Origin of the sequence: Chamaesiphon sp. (assembly GCF_041738855.1) — a bacterium.
GTDB lineage: Bacteria > Cyanobacteriota > Cyanobacteriia > Cyanobacteriales > Chamaesiphonaceae > Chamaesiphon.
The window spans coordinates 1-18,085 of the sequence record NZ_JBGSPA010000016.1 but is presented as its reverse complement, the minus strand read 5'-3'; the positions used below and the strand labels follow the sequence as shown (position 1 = coordinate 18,085).

Annotated in this window: 21 protein-coding genes; 7 read left to right on the top strand and 14 right to left on the bottom strand. The window is 43.0% G+C overall.

Features of this window, described 5'->3' with window-relative positions:
* Positions 1-293 precede the first annotated feature (293 nt).
* From ACEW9I_RS02375 to ACEW9I_RS02350, 6 genes are all read right to left on the bottom strand, one after another.
* Positions 294-587, bottom strand: a complete 294-nt coding sequence (locus tag ACEW9I_RS02375; RefSeq protein ID WP_373538773.1) for a hypothetical protein — start codon at positions 585-587, stop codon at positions 294-296.
* A 131-nt stretch (positions 588-718) separates the two neighbouring features.
* Complete coding sequence (locus ACEW9I_RS02370; protein ID WP_373538772.1) at positions 719-1,564, bottom strand: hypothetical protein; 846 nt, start codon at positions 1,562-1,564, stop codon at positions 719-721.
* A 64-nt stretch (positions 1,565-1,628) separates the two neighbouring features.
* A complete protein-coding gene (locus ACEW9I_RS02365) occupies positions 1,629-2,159 on the bottom strand; it encodes a tyrosine-type recombinase/integrase (RefSeq protein WP_373538785.1) in 531 nt (176 codons plus the stop codon).
* 212 nt (positions 2,160-2,371) lie between these two features.
* On the bottom strand, positions 2,372-2,746 hold the full coding sequence (locus ACEW9I_RS02360; RefSeq protein ID WP_373538771.1) for a hypothetical protein: 375 nt from the start codon (positions 2,744-2,746) through the stop codon (positions 2,372-2,374).
* Positions 2,747-3,026: 280 nt separating this feature from the next.
* Positions 3,027-3,344 (bottom strand): hypothetical protein, encoded by a 318-nt coding sequence (locus tag ACEW9I_RS02355; protein ID WP_373538770.1) that lies wholly within the window; start codon positions 3,342-3,344, stop codon positions 3,027-3,029.
* Between the two features lie 535 nt (positions 3,345-3,879).
* Positions 3,880-4,140 carry a hypothetical protein gene (locus tag ACEW9I_RS02350; protein ID WP_373538769.1) on the bottom strand — a complete coding sequence of 87 codons (261 nt, stop codon included), beginning with the start codon at positions 4,138-4,140 and terminating at the stop codon, positions 3,880-3,882.
* Positions 4,141-4,352: 212 nt separating this feature from the next.
* On the opposite strand from ACEW9I_RS02350, the gene ACEW9I_RS02345 reads away from it, so the two are divergent.
* On the top strand, positions 4,353-4,589 hold the full coding sequence (locus tag ACEW9I_RS02345; protein ID WP_373538768.1) for a hypothetical protein: 237 nt from the start codon (positions 4,353-4,355) through the stop codon (positions 4,587-4,589).
* Positions 4,590-4,663: 74 nt separating this feature from the next.
* Here ACEW9I_RS02345 and ACEW9I_RS02340 read toward each other — a convergent pair whose 3' ends face one another.
* Positions 4,664-5,266 carry a recombinase family protein gene (locus tag ACEW9I_RS02340; RefSeq protein ID WP_373538767.1) on the bottom strand — a complete coding sequence of 201 codons (603 nt, stop codon included), beginning with the start codon at positions 5,264-5,266 and terminating at the stop codon, positions 4,664-4,666.
* Positions 5,267-5,523: 257 nt separating this feature from the next.
* On the opposite strand from ACEW9I_RS02340, the gene ACEW9I_RS02335 reads away from it, so the two are divergent.
* The gene (locus tag ACEW9I_RS02335) at positions 5,524-6,165 is read left to right on the top strand and encodes a hypothetical protein (RefSeq protein ID WP_373538766.1); all 642 of its coding nucleotides are present in this window, start codon (positions 5,524-5,526) and stop codon (positions 6,163-6,165) included.
* Between the two features lie 2 nt (positions 6,166-6,167).
* Positions 6,168-6,437 carry a hypothetical protein gene (locus tag ACEW9I_RS02330; protein ID WP_373538765.1) on the top strand — a complete coding sequence of 90 codons (270 nt, stop codon included), beginning with the start codon at positions 6,168-6,170 and terminating at the stop codon, positions 6,435-6,437.
* Between the two features lie 87 nt (positions 6,438-6,524).
* Here the strand turns inward: ACEW9I_RS02330 and ACEW9I_RS02325 are convergent, their stop codons facing one another.
* From ACEW9I_RS02325 to xerC, 7 genes are all read right to left on the bottom strand, one after another.
* Complete coding sequence (locus ACEW9I_RS02325) at positions 6,525-6,737, bottom strand: hypothetical protein (protein ID WP_373538764.1); 213 nt, start codon at positions 6,735-6,737, stop codon at positions 6,525-6,527.
* Positions 6,738-7,286: 549 nt separating this feature from the next.
* Positions 7,287-7,904 carry a hypothetical protein gene (locus tag ACEW9I_RS02320; RefSeq protein ID WP_373538763.1) on the bottom strand — a complete coding sequence of 206 codons (618 nt, stop codon included), beginning with the start codon at positions 7,902-7,904 and terminating at the stop codon, positions 7,287-7,289.
* Positions 7,894-11,034 (bottom strand): DUF927 domain-containing protein, encoded by a 3,141-nt coding sequence (locus ACEW9I_RS02315; RefSeq protein WP_373538762.1) that lies wholly within the window; start codon positions 11,032-11,034, stop codon positions 7,894-7,896. Before ACEW9I_RS02315 ends, ACEW9I_RS02320 begins: the two co-directional genes overlap by 11 nt.
* Before the next feature lie 83 nt (positions 11,035-11,117).
* Complete coding sequence (locus tag ACEW9I_RS02310) at positions 11,118-11,759, bottom strand: hypothetical protein (RefSeq protein WP_373538761.1); 642 nt, start codon at positions 11,757-11,759, stop codon at positions 11,118-11,120.
* A gap of 41 nt (positions 11,760-11,800) precedes the next feature.
* Positions 11,801-12,097 carry a hypothetical protein gene (locus tag ACEW9I_RS02305; RefSeq protein WP_373538760.1) on the bottom strand — a complete coding sequence of 99 codons (297 nt, stop codon included), beginning with the start codon at positions 12,095-12,097 and terminating at the stop codon, positions 11,801-11,803.
* 171 nt (positions 12,098-12,268) lie between these two features.
* Positions 12,269-13,174: a hypothetical protein gene (locus ACEW9I_RS02300; RefSeq protein ID WP_373538759.1), complete on the bottom strand. Its 906-nt coding sequence runs from the start codon at positions 13,172-13,174 to the stop codon at positions 12,269-12,271.
* A gap of 63 nt (positions 13,175-13,237) precedes the next feature.
* A complete protein-coding gene (gene xerC, locus ACEW9I_RS02295) occupies positions 13,238-14,356 on the bottom strand; it encodes a tyrosine recombinase XerC (RefSeq protein WP_373538758.1) in 1,119 nt (372 codons plus the stop codon).
* Positions 14,357-14,916: 560 nt separating this feature from the next.
* Between xerC and ACEW9I_RS02290 the strand changes: the two genes are divergently transcribed.
* The 4 genes from ACEW9I_RS02290 to ACEW9I_RS02275 all read left to right on the top strand — a co-directional run bounded on the left by ACEW9I_RS02290 (position 14,917) and on the right by ACEW9I_RS02275 (position 17,763).
* Positions 14,917-16,041, top strand: a complete 1,125-nt coding sequence (locus ACEW9I_RS02290) for a Fic family protein (RefSeq protein ID WP_373538757.1) — start codon at positions 14,917-14,919, stop codon at positions 16,039-16,041.
* A 325-nt stretch (positions 16,042-16,366) separates the two neighbouring features.
* On the top strand, positions 16,367-16,501 hold the full coding sequence (locus ACEW9I_RS02285; RefSeq protein ID WP_373538756.1) for a hypothetical protein: 135 nt from the start codon (positions 16,367-16,369) through the stop codon (positions 16,499-16,501).
* Positions 16,502-16,678: 177 nt separating this feature from the next.
* Positions 16,679-17,344: a hypothetical protein gene (locus ACEW9I_RS02280; protein ID WP_373538755.1), complete on the top strand. Its 666-nt coding sequence runs from the start codon at positions 16,679-16,681 to the stop codon at positions 17,342-17,344.
* A 104-nt stretch (positions 17,345-17,448) separates the two neighbouring features.
* Complete coding sequence (locus ACEW9I_RS02275; RefSeq protein WP_373538754.1) at positions 17,449-17,763, top strand: hypothetical protein; 315 nt, start codon at positions 17,449-17,451, stop codon at positions 17,761-17,763.
* Positions 17,764-18,085 lie beyond the last annotated feature (322 nt).

The following is an 18,085-nucleotide window of genomic DNA, read 5'->3' as shown; positions in this document are numbered from 1 at the left end:
GTAAGAATTTTTAGATAACAGAGGGCACCTAAACGGATGTAGTAAACGTTTAGGTGCCCTTTTGTGGCTATAAATTGGGGTCGATTTGATGATGTTTGAGGCAGTAACGATCGATCCATTGGGTGAGGGAATGATGTCATCGGGACAGTCTGGGAAGCTGCATCGATTTTGGTAGTGGATTTCCTCGGTCAAGTTTAGATCCTGATTAGAGCGTATTGGTTGGGGCATGGTTTAAACTGGGAGTGAATTTTTATTGGTTTTCGCTTTCGCAATCGCTAGGGCGATTTTTTATGTCAAGCTGCTGTGGGTTTGTACTCATCTGAGCTTGGAAGTGAGGCTAGATAACGCTCGATCGCGCGTTGGTGGGCTGGGGAGTTCCCATTGACAAACCAGTCTCTGCATAAATCGCGGTTCCAGAATACACGGCTGGGAATGTGCGGAAAGGTTGTCCAGTAGAGTCCTTTTTTGAGAACTCCAGCAACCCGCCAATCTTTGAGGGTATCGGCTGAAACTCCGAGCTGTAGACAGAGTTCGCCACTGGGGACGAATGCCCAATGAATTTCCGGTCGCTTTACTTTTGTTGCCATTTTTTATTTCCTAGTTTTGATGGTTTGTTGGGCGGGGCTTGGTAGCTTTTAGGGGAAAAGCAACACCGGAACGGGTTACAGGTGTTAAAGCCATTTTCGCAAATCGCATTAAAAAAGTATTCACTTTAGGATTACGGATCTTTTACCCTTCTCCGATCGCTATCCCAGCTTTTGAAACACGATTTACATTTGGCTCTCGGTTTCCCGTTTCCACCAGGTTCTTGTTTGTACCACTTTTTGCAATATGGGCACTGCCAAGGTCTGTTGTATTTAACTAGCCTTTTTTCGAGTGGTTTACGATAGTTTTTTTGGCTAATATCCACAATTTCAGAAAACCCTTTTGATTTCTTAGCTACAAGTTCTAGAAATTCAACTTCATAGTATTTCTGAGCCATATACAAGAACGAATTCCACCAATACTCAGAAATTTCATAGTCAGGGGAATTTTTACGAATGATATTCCTTCTTTCTTTTGAATCATCAAAATATTTATCAATCGCTTTAGTTTCGCATTTTTCAGTTTTTTTCCATTGGTAATAAGCTCGATTTATTTGTTGTGAAATTTTTCCAATCTTGTCATAGTTTGGAGGAGGAAGAAAAAAGTAATCTAGATATTCTAATCTGGCAATATGAAAACGGAATACATCAAAATTAAAGCTAACCCGTTCAGGAATAAAGCCTTTAACTAACTGCTCTAATTTTTCGCCTATCGACAGAGCCACGCCATCAGTGTCGAGTAATGATATTTCTGGCAAACGAGATACTATCAAATTACTGTGTTCTCTCAGTATTAATTGAGAAATCATTTCTTGTTCTGAGTCAAGAGTCCAACTTTCCACAAGCATCGCAGTTTCGGGATCGATATTCGGTCGAAGTAGCTTTAAAAGAATGTTACTATCGGGAATTTCTCTGCTGTCAATGACAAAAGATTTAAACCCTGGTAAGATGTGCACTATTTGTTTATCAGAATGATTCATAATATTAAATAACAATTAAAGTTTGACCTAGAGCTAATCAAATAGATTAACTCTGGGTATTTTACTATTCAAACGAGACAAATACGCTTCGCTCTTGAATCACATCAGAGTAGTACTTGTGCATGGTCTGAGGGTCATGACCAGCCGCCGCCGCTACTTCTATGTAGGAAGCACCACTCTTCAAGCTGAGAGTAATGGCGGTCTTTCTGGTGGTGTAAGGCTTGCGATATTTAACCCCCACCTCAGCTAGTACCGTCTTCCACGCCCGTCTACAAAAGTTACGATCGTCGATCGCTAACCCCTCTGGACTTTTGAACACTAACTCATCATCAGAAATGGGTTTCAATCGATCGCGTCTGGCTTGGAGCATGGCAGAGATTGAAGGGTTTAGGGGAACCGTTCGCGCCTTCTTCGTTTTGGTACTGCCAGTGACACCCCGCGAGAAAGATTCCCCAATCCAAGCCGAACTAAAATCCGCCGATATGTGTTTCCACTTTAGGGCTGAAGCTTCCCCGCCCCTGGTGCCCATGCTCAACCGAAACACGACAAAATCGGCATAGTGGGAGTAGTAGCGGCTATTCCTAAAACCCTCGATAATCTTCGTCGCTCATCTTTGGTGAATGCAGCGACGGGCTGAACTGGTATTGATTTAAACCGTGTGGCAATCCCCACCCACGGATTCTCATCCGCTAACTGATATCGTCCCTTGCCCCAATCCCAAGCAGACTTCAACAGCATGATTCGGGCTTTGGCAGTACCAGGGGTGAGAGTATCGCCGCAAACATCCGCAAAGCTTACCGCCCGTCGTCAATCGACACTAGCCGCCCGAATGTTCAGATGTTTCTCTAACATCCGCTTAACTGGCTGGTAGCGGGATTTAATCGAAGATTTCATTACCCCTTCACTTTTGAATTGGTGTTGGGTGAAGCGATCGAATAGTTCGACGGTGGTTATCTCGCTGGCATTCTTGCCGATGGTTCTGAGGCGGTATTTCAGTAGAGTGGGATCGTAGTGACTGTACCCAATATTTTCGATATCTTTCTCGATCCGATCCTTAATTGTCGATGAGAAACCTCTACCAGCCTCTGAGTCTTCCAAGCCCAAAGCTAGAGTCTTGCGCTTGCCCGTCTCTGGACAAGTCCAGCGCAACCGTAATTTATTCTGGTGTGATTCTATGGTCACTTTCATAGGGGTAAATGTGTCATGTCTAAACACCCCTAACCACCCTTTCATTGTCAATAAGACAAACGAAAAGAGTTTCAACAAAGTCGATAGACCTTGCCGAAACCCTTTTCTAGTGCTGTTTTTTCCCAAGTCGGAACGAGAGGATTTGAACCTCCGACCCCTACTACCCCAAAGTAGTAAGCATTGCCTCTAAACTGCTGATGGGGTATTCACTTCAGCCATTTGCAATAAGTGAGCAGGGTAAAAAACAGGGTAAAAGGTGGTTTCGGTGTCGGTCTTACAGCTTGGGTAGTTCTGTCGGTAGGATTGGAAATAAGTACTTAACAAAAATGGCGGTCAATGCTGCCAGTGCTGCCAGTGCGGTACCTCGAAAGATAAATCCCCAGAAACCAAGCTTAGTTCGCTCATCTAGCTTGTCTATCTTCCCCTCTAGCTTGGCTTCGGACGTATTGACCTGTCCCTTGAGTTCTGCAAAGCCTACGCGCATTTCTAGGGTCAGATCGGCGATCGCTTTTGTGTTGGCTTCCGTAGCCTTAGCGATCGATTCTACCGCTGTCTTAATTTCTCTGATGTCTGAATCGGTAGCTTGGGTCATAATATTCAGTAAGTAACTTGTTTGCTTCGATCGCGCTGCTGGTAACAGTCTTTCGATCGATCTAGCCCTCGCCTTCACTGGTGGGGGCTATTTCGATTATAAGGCTCGTTTGTGGTTCTCTAACAATGACAATGCTAGAACCTGTGGAGTGCATGAGTTTTAGACTGAAGTAATATCATTGCGCTACCAAGTGTAACTTTAGTGGTTGCTATAGTGGCGAATAAAAATGGTACAAACAGAGTTCAATCGTTATTTTCATCTAAAACAGTGAAATAAAGATTGAGAGCTTCACAAATTACAAAGCTTTTCGGTCTGAGTTTCTTTTTCGCAATAGCGCGTAATCGCTCATTCACTGCTTTCGTAGCTCTGAATTGAATTTTCTCGATTAATTGGTTTTCGATTGAGATTAGTTTTCTAGGCATGGTAATACTTTTTTGAATTAAATTACTAGTTTGGTATCAAGGACTTTGATAATAGCTATCTTTGTTATTGAGTAATGCGTTGCTGAGGTAGTCGATCGCTTCCTGATAAGTCATTAGTTTAACTTTCCAGATAAATCGATAGCTAATTGCTCAAGAGCAATTGACTCTCTTCCTGATTTTGAAGTCTGTATGTACAAGCCTAAGCCACGACCTTTGGAAAACTCCAGCAAACCTTTTGAGAATAAATCGTTATAGCTTGCCGCGTTAATGGCTTCTGTCTGCAAACACATTACATGTTGTTTGGTAGAGAAATAAGTTAATAACTGGATTGAGTGAAAAGACAAGTTTTCGTTAACTAGTAATTTAGTTGACATTTCTGGGTATCCTGGGAATAGATTTTATTTTAGCGGGTCGGGTTCATCCTCGATCCTTTTTACGGCGTCACCCTTTCGTGGTTCAAGGTACAGGCGGTGTCTGTCCGATTCCTTTCCACTACTATGGCTCTGTGTAGAGTTATTGACTGTGACTCATATCACAATATTGGTACTCATAGCTGATAGGCTGGTATCAGTACTTTAGGGGCTTTATGGCAGAATACACCGATCCACAATTGGCAAAGCTCAAGAGCGACTACAGCCTCAAATTAATAACAGTTAGCGGGTATATTATCGGAGCTGTTCAAGTTTTAGAACTGACAGAAATAAATTTAAAGTGGTTTGCAGAATTGCTAGGCATACCATATAAAACTCTAACTACCGCTCTAGCTAGATTGCGTAAGGATGGAGTAATAACGATTCCTAATGCAAGTAGAAAAATAAAATAGACAATGACAATGAAAACACGACTACCAATAAAAGTAAATCGTGTTTAATATTTAGCATTAAGTTTTAATCTAATTCAAGTTTTAATACTCTCTTTTTTGATAATAGCTAATTGCCTCTCTACCATTCCTTTATCTAGTCCCAACATAGTTGCAATCACTCTAATAGATTTTCCTTCCTCACTCAACAATTTAATATTATTGCGGTACTTATCGGCTTTGCTTCCAGGCTTTCTACCGAATACTTTCCCTTTGGATCTTGCCAGTGCTACCCCTGATTTGACCCTTTCAGAGAACAGATCGCGCTCGAACTCTGCCAGCGTCGCCATAATCCCTAGAATCATTTTCCCGTGAGGTGTAGAAAGGTCACACTGGAAGCCATTCTGAGCAATGAGAGGTACTTTCCAGCTATGCAGTTCATTTAATGTGTTGATCAAGTCTGTGGTCGATCTACCCCAACGAGTCAACTCAGTTACCAACACTCCATCAATATCACGCGCCCTAGCTAATCTCATTACTTCTTTTCGCTGGACGCGATCGGTTTTCATCCCTGACATCGTTTCACTGTATATTCCGAATACTTCATAATCACACTTTGCAGCATATTCGGTTAGATCTTTGATTTGACGTTCGCAGTTCTGATCGTGAGTACTGACCCGTGCATAAATAGCTACTTTCATCTGTCTTAACTTACCCCTTGAATTTTATCGGCTGAAACACTGATTCTGTGGTGCCCTAATTGACTGCCCTATAATTGAGCAATTGTTAGGACGCTTATCCGATAGTATAACTTGTTTACCGGATAGATTACCGGATAGATTGACGTTTACCACTTACCGGATATAGTGGAATAGTTACCGGATAAAAGTGAGTATTATCGGATATGGGTAGATCGGGCGAGTCAGTGACAAGGTTAGATATCAGGTTCCCCAATGAGATGTACGAAAAGCTTCAACAGATAGCCGTCAAGGATGGAGCTAGAACCCATCATATTAGTCAAAAGGTGGAAGTATCCCCAACGGTTATTAAGTTGGTACAGTTGGGTCTAGATGCCCTTAATGGAAGACTACCGGATACCATTAGTAATGTATCGGACAACTTACCGGATAAGATATTAAATACATTATCGGATAAGAATAATGACATATCCGATATATCCGATAAAAGGATAGAAGCTATTGTAGACAGACGATTAGCTGAATTGGGAATATTACCCGATTGCCAAACAGAGGATAATCCTACCCTTCACTCTTTACCGGATAAAGTTGATGCTGTACCGGATAGCTTACCGGATAATGATGCTATAATATCGGATAAGGGTGCATTATTACCGGATAGCTTACCGGATACTAAAAATACCCCCTCAGACGATTCGAGTAATTCTGAATCCGTAGCTGAGGACGTGCAAGTTCCATCATCATTCTCGTTCGGAGAGTTCCATGATTGGCTAGGATTGACCCGCACGACTCGAAATAAGGTTAATGGCGATAGTGCTATTGACTTTGCGAGAAGCCAGGGGCGAGGAGAATGGGTGATGTCTAAATCTTACAAGTTTACTAAATTAACTGAGAGTAATTAATCATGACAGACGAAACACAAGGCTTTAAATTTGAATCACACGAATATTATGGAGAACAGCTTAAACGTTGTCAGATACAGATAGAAGGGCTTAGAGCAAGTCTAATTAGTAAATACGCCAAATCCTCAGCAAAGGAAGCTAAACAACTGGAGCAAGCAATTGAGAAGATTAGATTAGTTCAAGTTTCACTTCATGGCAGATTATCAATAGAATATGGTGAAAAGTCTGATGATGAACTGTTACCCGTTTACTTGGGACGATTAAACAAGTAAATAGTAATCTACAAATAAAATCCCCTTCATTCAATTAAGAGTGAGGGGGAATTGTTTATTTATGTCATTCGGCAAACGTGGTTAGACTTACGCTCCAGCATCAATTAGTTGTTGCATTGTGGTGGCAATAGCGGTTAGTCCATTGTGCATATCCCGTCTCACAGTCTGTAACAGATTGATGCGGGTAAGGCTGTGAGTTGGATCTACTTGAAGATCGAATGTGCTGATAGTTTCTCTCATGGCAATCAGTTGTTCTGGGAAACCCGCTAAACTATCTAATTCGGATTGGGTAAATTTCATTTTCTATTATTACTAGTAATTTATATAATTATACCTCATAATGCTGCTCCTGGCTTGTTAATTATTTGTTGCTGTGACTCACTTATGGCGGATATTGAACAATCTTGTCGCTTCTATGAAAATAGAATAAAGGGCGGTATAAATGGGCGTTAAGCAACTAATAATTCCCACTTGAACTATCTACAGCTTAGTGGGGGAATCACTTTCTACGTGGCATCCTGAATGTAGTAGTGAGCAAAATCACATACTACTAGTGACATCCTTTAGTTCTTATTAGCTTGTCAATTTTTGAAAATAGGTTAGTTCTTACCCGTAACGACTGTATGGCAATCAGCACAGGGAATATTACCTAATAGTTTAGAGTCGAAAGATTCCCCAAAACTAGAACGTAAAACTTCTGTGAGAACGATCTGAGGGGAGATAGACCAGCGTGGCAGGGAGGCGATCGATACTTGGGATATGCTACAGGGCTAGTCGATCGAAGGTGATTCTCTAATCTCAGTGACCCTAGACGATATCCCAGAATTATCGATGTGAGTTGGTGGGGATTTACCGATATGGATGCGATCGACTCACAATCTCACACAGTTTAAGGTTATCCACCGAATATCTCCCAACATACCCGTCTGACTTCCATCTAACGTGATAATCCCCAAAGCTATCGACTAACTCGATTATCCCCACATCAGCCCCGTAGCAGTGGTAGAGGTCGGTATGAGTGACACAATCACCAATGGTAAATATTCCACCATCAGGAAGGTTATTCGGCGGCGGGGAATCGGTGGGAACCCACAAACCATACTTACCTTCACTGCCATCATTCCCTATTGCCTCAAACTCTACAGGGCTGAGTTCTGACAGCGATCGCCGGATAAATGTACCAAAGAAGATTTCAAGGTCAAGGGAAGCTTCATATATAGAGTTCACATTGAAGTCTAAGGTAATGGCGGTTAGTTGCTGTGTCGCCTCTTGCTTGCCCACTGAAGCGATCGAAAGCAAGCGATCGAGTAAAGATAGCGGTTCTACCTTGACTACCCTAGATATTGAGATTTTCCCTTCCCCTTTGCTGGTTTTGATCGTTAGGGTATCCCCATCGACTGCCAAAACCTTGCATCCCACCCCCGCCGATCCGTAAACAGTGGAACCAATTAATATTCTAGAATTCACCTTCGGGTACCTCTGGTGTGATTTCAATATTTTTAGTTGCAATGGCTGGGAAGTCTTGTTTTTGCTTGGGTACCTTGGGTACTTCGGGTACTAATGGCTGTAACGCTTTCTCTGTAAAGCTTTCGCTGGTACCCAAATCGTACCCGACACCTTTTTTTGCTTGGGTACCTTGGGTACCTTCTTTATTTTCAGGTTTGACACCCAAGGTACCCAAAGTACCCAAGATGTTTTTGTCGTTGGGTACCTTCTTGTTTTCTTGAAACTCTGTCACTGCTTGAGTTTCGGGAGAGGTACCCAGAGTACCCAAGGTACCCAAGGCTTTTTCATGATTTCCGAATCCAGCCGCTAATAAAATATAAAATCGCTTCTTTTGCTTGTTGATTTTCACTTGACGATCGAAGCGTCCATCTGTTTCAGGCTCTGCTATCTGACCTCTCGAATAAAGTTCTTTAAGCAGCTCTACTTTGTTAACACCCTTGCAAAATTCATCATCAAACACGGGAGGCGGTACTAGAAAATCTTGCGTTTGTCCGTCTGAATCTAGTCGGCGAATGGCTAGTAAATTCCGGATCGTCTTGGTGTTTCCATCGCGTGGATCTATCATGCGGTCACTAAATTCATTCGTAACAAGCAAGTGTTCGATTCTCTTGATTGCCTGCTTGATTTCGATCGAGCCATCCCCGCCCCTAGAAGCCAACCAAGCGTCAAAACACTCAGAGATAGCCCAATCTATCTGTTCAGCATCAAAGGGCAGTAGATCGTATTTATGAGCCAGTCCAAGCGATATCTGTAGTAGTGCGAACCGTTTAGCTACCCGTCCGATCGCACTATCTTTATTGCCTTCGGATAATTTGGCGGCGGTGAGGTGGAGCTGTTTCGACAAATTGCCAGCAAACGAGGGATCGGCGATATTAATGACTAATCGAGACAGAAAAGTATCTAAAGCCGTGCCCCGATTCTCGATTACCGCCGCCTCTAGTGCCGATGCGAACTGAAAACCGCTTTCCGCCCCGTGAATCGTTTCAAAGCAACCGTATTTAGAACCGTCAGGAATAGCGGGTACATCAGGTAATCGAACCTCTTGACCGCCTTTTTGTATCACGTTAGCTTGAGCCATGAAGTTACCCAAGCTGACTTCACCGGATGACAAAAATATCAACTTCCAAGTTTTGGGCTTGCGGTTGGTAAGGTTCTTAGTCATCCGCGCCTTACCTTGCCCGTTACCTAGCATGTAAGCGATATTCCCCACATCTTTGGGATCGGCTTGACCGATTTCATCCAGTGGTAAGCAGAGGTGGTTAAAAGCGGTGGCAACACTCTCTAAACCGTTGCTGGTAGTTCTCCAGTGGGGGATGTCCTTGATGCCAGTCACAGAAGCGGCTACCGACAAAATAATGGTTTTACCTTGGGAGGTACCCCCAACTAAATGAAATCCACCCGACTCAATATCTAGGATCGGGAGCAATGGCGCGGCAAAGCTGGCACCCAAGCCCAAAATTAATCGAGAATTACCCGCACATCGAGCCGCTACATTATCCTTCCAGCCTTGTAACGTGCCTTTGACTTCGGTTATAACGTCTGGACTAGGTTCTACATCTCTAAACCTCAAATTTTCATCACCGTGGGTCTTGTGGGGAAGCACGAATGATTTGTTTACCCAACCGCTTGAATCTGTGATGATATATTCTTGCTCGATCGAACCGCCAAGTGTGGACAAGTAATCGAGTAGCATTGACTTTTTATCACGAACAAATGAATATTTTCGCTTGTATAATTCTTGGATTAATAGGCTACCATCCCCCGCCATATACTCGCGGGGCATAGTCCAACTACCGATCGTACCCTTGAAAGTTTTGAATTCGAGTAAGAACGCCGATCCATTGCCATCTGGATTGTCTAGCGTAGCAATAACAATTAAATGATTGCCGATTAATTCAGTTTTTGGTTTACCATCTTTATCAGGTAGTTCCTTTCCATCTTCACCTAATGCTACCGCTACTAATCCAGTTTCAATCGAACTACTGAACCCAAAGCTTGCGGGTTTAGGCTCTTTCTGTGGTTTTAGCTTGACTTCAGCTTTTATCTTGTAGGCTTTATCGAAGGCTTTAACACCTTCAGCCGCAATCAAATCATCTACACCTTTATGACCTTTCCATTTAACTTGTGTGACTGTTTTGGCAATGCCTTCTACTGCCAATCGGAATCGAGCTTTAGCCCCATCAACTTTCTTTTTAGTACTGGGATTGTCATCGACATCGAATGCTAATATCACGTCTCTACCATTTGTCAGCCGCTCTAGCTCTGGGAGAAAAGTTTTGATGTTATTTCCATCAGCATCTTGTTTACAGACCTTTTTATCACCATCCTCGTAGGGGTTCTTTTCCATGAGAATTTCACCATTCTCATTTTTCAGGTAGACATTATTACCGTACCCGTCAACACCATTTAGGGCGATAGCAGCATAACCAGCGGATATTAATGCACAAGCTTTCTTAGCACCTTCAGTGATGATTAGTGGGCACTGTTTCTGATATTCAAATAGCTCCCAAAACATAGGGTTAATATCTTCATCCTTTGCAATTTTAGCCGCGTCGGAATTGAATAACTTAACCTCTAATCCTAAGCTGGTATAAATTTGGGATTGAATCCGCTTGGACGTGCCGAACGTTACATGGGGGAGGAATAGCTGTTGATTGCCACTACCTCTTGGTGATTCATATTTAATAGTTTTCGGCGTTCCATCCTCCTCACACTCATATTCGTATTTGACCTTGCCATCCTCTTTCACGTTATTGCCATCCTTATCCTTAACCGCAATCTTACGTTTGCGCGGTGAATCTAGCTTCACAGATGTACCTACCTGACCCCTGAATAGCCATCCACCGCCGTAGATAGCATTAATTAGTTCTTGTTGAGATGTGCCTGAAGGAATGCCATTATTATTGCGCTTTGGATCTTCGATTAGTAGACTGAATACTTCGTCTAATTCGTTCTCATCGCTGCCATCGAAAGACGAAAAATTGAGATTGGCAATGTTATCATCGATCGCACTATCTCGAAATTCTTTTATGTGTTCTGGCTGAAAATTGGTTAAAGATTGACTGTAGCTGGTTTGTTGAGAGTTAGTCATGTTAGATTGTAGGTAAGTATTAAACCAAGTCAGTAGAACCCCCAACGCAACTGTCAACCGCGTTAGGGGTTCTTTGTATCTAGCTAGAAAGGAATCCAGTCAATGTCATCAGTGTCTGCCACGGGGGAAACCAGCTTTTCAAGATCCATCCCAATTCGACCAAATTCATCAGCTATAATCTCTGGTAGTCCAACGCCCAAACCAGACAAGTAGACTAGAATCGATGCTTGATGCTCTAAATCGTAGTGATATCCCCGCGCTAATAAACTCGCGAATATTTTCTCACCCCCGCGACTAACGAGATCCTCGCGACGGATGAGGCAGCGTTTGATATTCCCATTCATCAACTCGAACTCAAGTACCAAAGCGGCGTTATCCCCTTGAGCATCCTGAACAGATGCAATCGCTACTAGATGCTTGCCGATACAAACTTGCGATCGGCAATTTTTTTCGATTTGGTAGAAACGTAAACCATTGGCGATGGAACTATCGAATCGCAGCGGGGAATAGGGGGGAAAAGAACTGGATTTACCTGACAGTGAATCTCTCATGTTAAGTTTGGAGTAAGTTTTATTTTGAATTGGGTGGTTGTAGTGGTTCGCCCGCTCCCATCTTTTTTTATGGCTGTCAATCTCGATCCGTAGATTTTCGCTACTATAGGCGCGAAAAAATATTAGATGCGCTCGATCGTCATTAATCTCGATCCGTAAAATTTGGGCACTCAAGTAGCCAAAAAAACATTGACGCGATCGAATGGGAGGTTCCCTTATACAGCGGTAGGGTGATAATCATTAGAACTTGGCAAACTAGCTAGGTATCTCTCGATCGCCTTTCGATGAGCTGGTGAGTCTTTGCCAGTCACGAACCAGTCACGAACCAAATCCTTATTCCAAAAAATGCGACTAGGAATGTGAGGAAAGCTAGTCCAGTACAAACCTTTTTCTAGTACTCCAGCGACGCGCCAATCCTTGAGGGTATCGGCGGACACTCCCAATTGAAGACACATTTCGCCTGTGGGGATGAATGCCCATTGAATCGGTGGACGTTTCACAGCGGTGGTCATAATTTATTTCCTTGAGTAGTATCGTTTACAGGTTTGGGCTTGGTAGCTTTGGGGGTGAGAGAGCAGCGGTTAGAGAAGGGCTAAGAGGTGCTGAGTAACAATATATACGGACATACTCAAGATTCAAAGCTCAAAAATGTAGGGGGTTCACCAAGCTGTAATAGTTACCCACTAACTGTTTGAGATGTAGCACTTCAAACAACTACTAAACGTATTTATTTTTATTTTCAGAGATTCACAACCGCCGCCACATTTTCCAGTCCCAATAGGTACCCAACTACCGCGATCTATCCTTCTACTCACCTTTTTCTGTTCAGCCGATCTGTTCTTGCATGGATTGCATATCTTGATGCTTGGTCGCTTCTTACTCTCAAAGTGGACATTGCATTTGGTACAGACGTTAATACATGTTTTGTCCTTTATGCCTTCTGTAAGCTTGAATCCCTCGTATATAAGTTGATAAATTTGATACTCGAAAGATAGCATCAGCGAGTTGTACTGTAATATCAAACAGATTTGTTCCTGAAATGATTCAAACAGCATTCTAGCAGTCACATATTCTGGACATTCCTTCTCTCGTGAGGTTAACGGTTCTAGCTTTACATTTTTATACTTTTCGATAGGTTTACTACGATTGTGAACGCATTCCAGCGTATTACCTAACATCTTTCGCAGCTTCTGGGTGTCATGGTCAAAGCCCCCCAGCATACCTTCAAACCAGTTCTTGATAAAACTATTTCGAGCTATACCTCTACCATCTAATCCAGCTATACAGGCTTGATGCAGCATGATTACTGTCAATTTTTTGTCCAGATTATACTTGCGATCTCGATCTGTTTTCTCAACTCGATACTCGATAGTGCAGACCCAATCATCAAAGAAACTATCTGGAATATCAAGACATTGACTATGAAGTTCTACCAATTCATTAGAGCGTTCACATATCTTTCGCTTGTTTCTCTTATCAGGGATTTTAACTAGAACAGATTCAATCGAAGTGCGAGTGGGAAGGTAGCATCCAAATATATTGGCTCGAGTAAAATATAATCCAGATACTTCTATTGTCTTTTCGTTCATAATGATAGTTAATATTTTAAGTTTTTGTCCCAATATTAATCGACTAAATTAATGTTGGGTATTTTATTGCTCGATCGATACGAATACGCTTTGCTCTTGAATCACGTCTGAATAGTGCTTGTGCATCGTATTCGGGTCATGACCACAAGCGGCGGCAACTTCAAGATATGAATGACCATCCTTTAAACTCAGGGTAATGGCGGTCTTTCTGGTGGTATATGGTCTTCGATAGGGTACCCCAACTTCGGCTAAAACTGTCTTCCAAGCCCTTCGACAAAAGTTACGATCGTCAATTGGTAAACCCTCTGGACTTTTGAATACTAATTCATCGCATGAATCGGGCTTCAATCGATCGCGCCTAGATTGAAGCATATTAGCCACCGACTGACTCAGTGGGACAGTTCTAGCCTTCTTGGTCTTGGTACTGCCAGTGACACCCCGCGAGAATGATTCACCAATCCAGACGGAATCTAAATCGATCGATAGATGCTTCCATTTCAGGGCTGAAGCTTCCCCGCCCCTGGTGCCCATCCCCAACCGAAACGCCACAAAATCGGCGTAGTGGGAGTAGTAACGGTTATTCCTGAATCCTTCAATAATCCGCCTTGCTTCATCTAGTGTGAACGCCGCAACTGGCTGGACTGGTATCGATTTGAAACGAGAGGCAATCCCCACCCAAGGGTTTTCATCCGCTAGTTGATATCGCCCCCGTCCCCACTCCCAAGCAGACTTCAACAGCATGATTCGGGCTTTGGCAGTACCAGGGGTGAGAGTATCAGCACAAGCGTCCGCAAAGCCTACCGCCCGTCGCTTATCAACACTAGCCGCCTGAATGTTCAGATGCTTCTCTAACATCCGCTTCAGTGGCTCATAGCGCGAGTTAATTGATGATTTGGCTAGTCCTTGACTTTTGAATTGGTGCTGGGTGAATCGGTCAAATAACTCAACGGTGGTGATCTCACTGGCATTCTTACCGATGGTCAAAGGTCGGTATTTCAGTAGACTCGAATCGTAGTATCCATGTTTGGCATCGTTCTCGATCCGATCCTTAATTGTGGCGGCGAAAGCTCTCCCAGTAGTTGAGTCATCCACCGCTAACGCTAAGTTTTTCCGCTTGCCAGTGTCTGGACAAGTCCATCGTAGTCGCAGTCTACCTTCAAGGTTCTCGATCGTGACTTTCATAGCAGGGTAAAAAACAGGGTAAAAGTGTCATGTCTAAACACCCCTAACCACCCTTTGATTGTCAATAAGACAAACGAAAAAGGCTCCAACAAAGTCGTAAAACCTTGCCGAAACCCTTTTCTAGTGCTGTTTTTCTCCTAGTCGGAACGAGAGGATTTGAACCTCCGACCCCTACTACCCCAAAGTAGGCAGCATTTTAAAAAAACCTTTGACCACGTAAGCTTTTGAAGTGTTCTCGAAAAATGGCGGTGGTAAATATGGTGGTAAAAGGGCAATTCATGCTATGAATGCGTCTTTTGCTCTACCCGCGTATTCTCGAACGTAGTAAAATTTTTGGCTGGCTAATAACTGTAACTCTAGTCTTCGACATGTTAACCTCGTAGTTGTTATGTTTAACTTCGATCGCGCTGCTGATAACAGTCCATCGATCGATCTAGCCCTTGCCTTTACTGGTGGGGGTTATTTCGATCATTATATGCGTTAATGAGCCAATAATTCACGTTTTGTTTTAGATTTACAGTAAAATCTAAAACAACAGCTCCAGCTATTTTAGATTTAAAGTGAAAGATTTTCAGTCTGGTTACTATGTCCAACAGGGACATTACAAAAGCTTCCAACCCAGTGAGATCGATCGACTGTGGTCGCTGGATAATATGGAGCTGATTCAGCTACTGGGACGGGCAGATCGCGAACTGGGCAGATTGGATATGTACTCCGATTACATTCCCAACATCGATCTGTTTATCAGTATGCACGTCCTCAAAGAGGCGACTCAATCGAGCAAGATCGAGGGCACTCAGACGAACATGGCAGAAGCACTCCTGAATAGGGAGGATGTTGCTCCAGAAAACAGAGATGACTGGGAGGAAGTCCAAAACTATGTCGCCGCGATGAAAGAGGCAATTGCTAACTTGGAGAAGTTGCCCTTTTCTTCGCGATTAATTCGTGAGACTCACAGCACTTTACTTCAGGGCGTGCGGGGCAAGAATAAACAGCCTAGTGAATTCAGACAAAGCCAAAACTGGATCGGCGGAGCTACCATCGATGATGCCATCTTCGTGCCACCCACGCACAACTCAATTGGCGAGTTAATGAGCGATATCGAGAAATTCGTCCATAACGACACGCAATATTTTCCAGAACTGCTCAAGATTGCACTAGTACATTACCAGTTTGAAACTATTCACCCATTTCTAGACGGGAATGGCAGAGTAGGGCGGTTACTCATTACGTTGTACTTAGTCGATCGAGGGATATTAAAGCAGCCAGTATTGTACTTGTCGGACTTCTTCGAGCGCAACCGCACCAACTATTATGACAACCTGATGAGGGCGAGAGAGAAAAATGACCTATTGCAGTGGTTTAAGTTTTTCCTAGTTGGAATTATCGAAACAGCTAGTAGTAGTGTGGCTACTTTTGACAATATCCTGAAGTTGCAGAAGCAGGTAGAGAGTCAGATTCAGACACTTGGCAGTCGATCTGTAAATGCTCAAAAGGTGATTCATTACTTGTATCAACGTCCAATTATCGACGCGGCGAAGGTGGGAGCGGTAACAAACACATCTCCAGCATCGGCTTACAAGCTGATTGCGGATTTGGTGCAGTTTGAAATCCTAGAGGAAATTACTGGTGGTAAGCGGGGTAAGCAGTATATGTTTATGGCATATTTGCGCCTGTTCAATTAACATGCGAACTCTGTGCTCGGAAACAGCTTTCTTAGTGTCTGAACAGAAGGGCTAGTAATGTTACCTACGATGCTCTGCGGGGAAGAATATAAGTAATTACCTCGATCTGGCTCGAAGATGACTACATCAGTACTGACCAAGTTTTTGTCGATTTTTTCACTTGCTTCGATTTCAACAACTATCCCCATAAATCCTGCTTTTGCTGAACCCGTAGTTTATTATGGTGCAAAAGGTACATACACGGTGGATTATGAAGCTGGTACGTGGGTGCCTCAATAATGGCGGGTGTATTACTTTGGGAAGAAAGTATCTCCTCCCATGTAGATTGAAGAAACCTGAATATTGCGGAGGAATTGGTTGGAAAAAAGGTCAATACCAATATGGTATCGATGAAGGCATGATAGTTGTAAGTAAAAATGGTCAAACAATATTTCAAGATGGTGCATCAATTACTAAATAAGTAGATGTTTTCTTTTGTCTCCAGTAGAAAGTTATTTTGAATATCTATTGACTTGCGATCGATATCACTAGTCATATCAGATCTGGACACAACGATCTATATTCCCTCGCGAGTAGACTAGTCAATGACTCCCTCAAACTAAGGTGAAAGATCGTGTTGCGGAAAATAATTGTACTAATGCTCGTGGTTACAATTGCATTTACTGGAATCATCAAACCTGCTTACGCTGATTCAAGCAATTTAGGATTCACTTCCAATAATCAAGAAGAGAATAACTCTATCAATGAGGACGGTTTTACCGATCTTGTCAGCAATGTGGAAGATGCTGTAAATAATGTCAAAGATGCTGTAAATAATGTCAAAGATATAGGAAAATGGACGCTCGCTGGAGTAGCTGGTTGGAATGGATTGAGTGAATTGAGCGGTGGAGCTGCCATGATGACGGGGCTAGCTGGAGCAGGTGGAGTTGTGGGAGGAGGTGCTGTCGCTGGCATTGGGGTATTAGGTACTGCCCCAGTAATTGCGGCTCAAGCAGTAATGGATAAAGTTCTTAGAGATGACGATCGATTACCGTCTGGAGAGCGCGAAGCGCGTGGGGTGGGTAGAGCGATGATAGCGGTAGGTACTATCGCTGGAACTACAGGAACAGTTGGGACAATCGCTGCGGCTGGTAGCGTAGCTGGACTAAGTGGAGCTGGGATTACTTCTGGTTTAGCAGCAATCGGATCGGTTGTCGGTGGTGGCATGAGTGCTGGAATAGCAGTCACTGTTGCGGCTCCAGCGGTAGCAACTATCGCAATCAGCTATGGAGTTTACAAAATCTGGCAGTATGTAACTAAATAGGTCTCATCATTCTTCCAGCCACAACTCGAATCCCAAAAATTATTTTTGTCCTGATAGGCTACATAACATTCAGAAGTATATGAATATGATACTCAACTGAATCCATGAAAAAGATACTGTCTATTCTTTCACTTGCTGCCATCTCCACAACCGTTATCGTAGCTCCTGCTTGTGCAGAATTCACAATTCGTGGTCATAAAGGCACATACACCCTAAACGAAGGTACTTACCGTGGATGTCTTAATAGTGGAGGCTGTGTTACTTTAGGTCCGAAGTATCAAATTCCCTGTAATTCACCAGAAGCTGATGCCTGTGAAGTTGTTTCCTGGAAAAAAGGTCAATATGTATACTCAGTACATGACGACAATATCTATGTTTCCAAAAACGGTCGGACAATATTTCAAGACAGAGGAAAATAATAAAAGTAGACTAAACTGGAGATCGGCTTATTACAGGTTATCTTAATAATTACAAAAAATTATCATTTTCTCGATAGCTTACTTAGCTAAGCATAAAAAAAGCAGGCTTGAAACTAGTTTCAAGCCTGCTTTTATCATCTACAGGGTTTACATGTCTTACGCAAAGTAATCCATATATGTAGCGACCCGCAATCATAAATCATCAAACCCACAATCATCGCAAAATTGAACCCACATTAACTGCAACTATCCGACGACTCAAACCCACATTAACTGCAACTGAACCCGAATTAATTGCAACCAACCCACAATCATCCGTTCC

Coding starts and splice junctions, on each gene's coding strand:
- ACEW9I_RS02330 (WP_373538765.1), top strand. CDS start 6,168: ATGACAGACGAAACACAAGGCTTTAAATTTGAATCACACGAATATTAT.
- ACEW9I_RS02325 (WP_373538764.1), bottom strand. CDS start 6,737: ATGAAATTTACCCAATCCGAATTAGATAGTTTAGCGGGTTTCCCAGAA.
- ACEW9I_RS02300 (WP_373538759.1), bottom strand. CDS start 13,174: ATGAACGAAAAGACAATAGAAGTATCTGGATTATATTTTACTCGAGCC.
- ACEW9I_RS02305 (WP_373538760.1), bottom strand. CDS start 12,097: ATGACCACCGCTGTGAAACGTCCACCGATTCAATGGGCATTCATCCCC.
- ACEW9I_RS02375 (WP_373538773.1), bottom strand. CDS start 587: ATGGCAACAAAAGTAAAGCGACCGGAAATTCATTGGGCATTCGTCCCC.
- ACEW9I_RS02345 (WP_373538768.1), top strand. CDS start 4,353: ATGGCAGAATACACCGATCCACAATTGGCAAAGCTCAAGAGCGACTAC.
- ACEW9I_RS02350 (WP_373538769.1), bottom strand. CDS start 4,140: ATGTCAACTAAATTACTAGTTAACGAAAACTTGTCTTTTCACTCAATC.
- ACEW9I_RS02315 (WP_373538762.1), bottom strand. CDS start 11,034: ATGACTAACTCTCAACAAACCAGCTACAGTCAATCTTTAACCAATTTT.
- ACEW9I_RS02370 (WP_373538772.1), bottom strand. CDS start 1,564: ATGAATCATTCTGATAAACAAATAGTGCACATCTTACCAGGGTTTAAA.
- ACEW9I_RS02335 (WP_373538766.1), top strand. CDS start 5,524: ATGTACGAAAAGCTTCAACAGATAGCCGTCAAGGATGGAGCTAGAACC.
- ACEW9I_RS02275 (WP_373538754.1), top strand. CDS start 17,449: ATGAAAAAGATACTGTCTATTCTTTCACTTGCTGCCATCTCCACAACC.
- xerC (WP_373538758.1), bottom strand. CDS start 14,356: ATGAAAGTCACGATCGAGAACCTTGAAGGTAGACTGCGACTACGATGG.
- ACEW9I_RS02280 (WP_373538755.1), top strand. CDS start 16,679: ATGCTCGTGGTTACAATTGCATTTACTGGAATCATCAAACCTGCTTAC.
- ACEW9I_RS02340 (WP_373538767.1), bottom strand. CDS start 5,266: ATGAAAGTAGCTATTTATGCACGGGTCAGTACTCACGATCAGAACTGC.
- ACEW9I_RS02355 (WP_373538770.1), bottom strand. CDS start 3,344: ATGACCCAAGCTACCGATTCAGACATCAGAGAAATTAAGACAGCGGTA.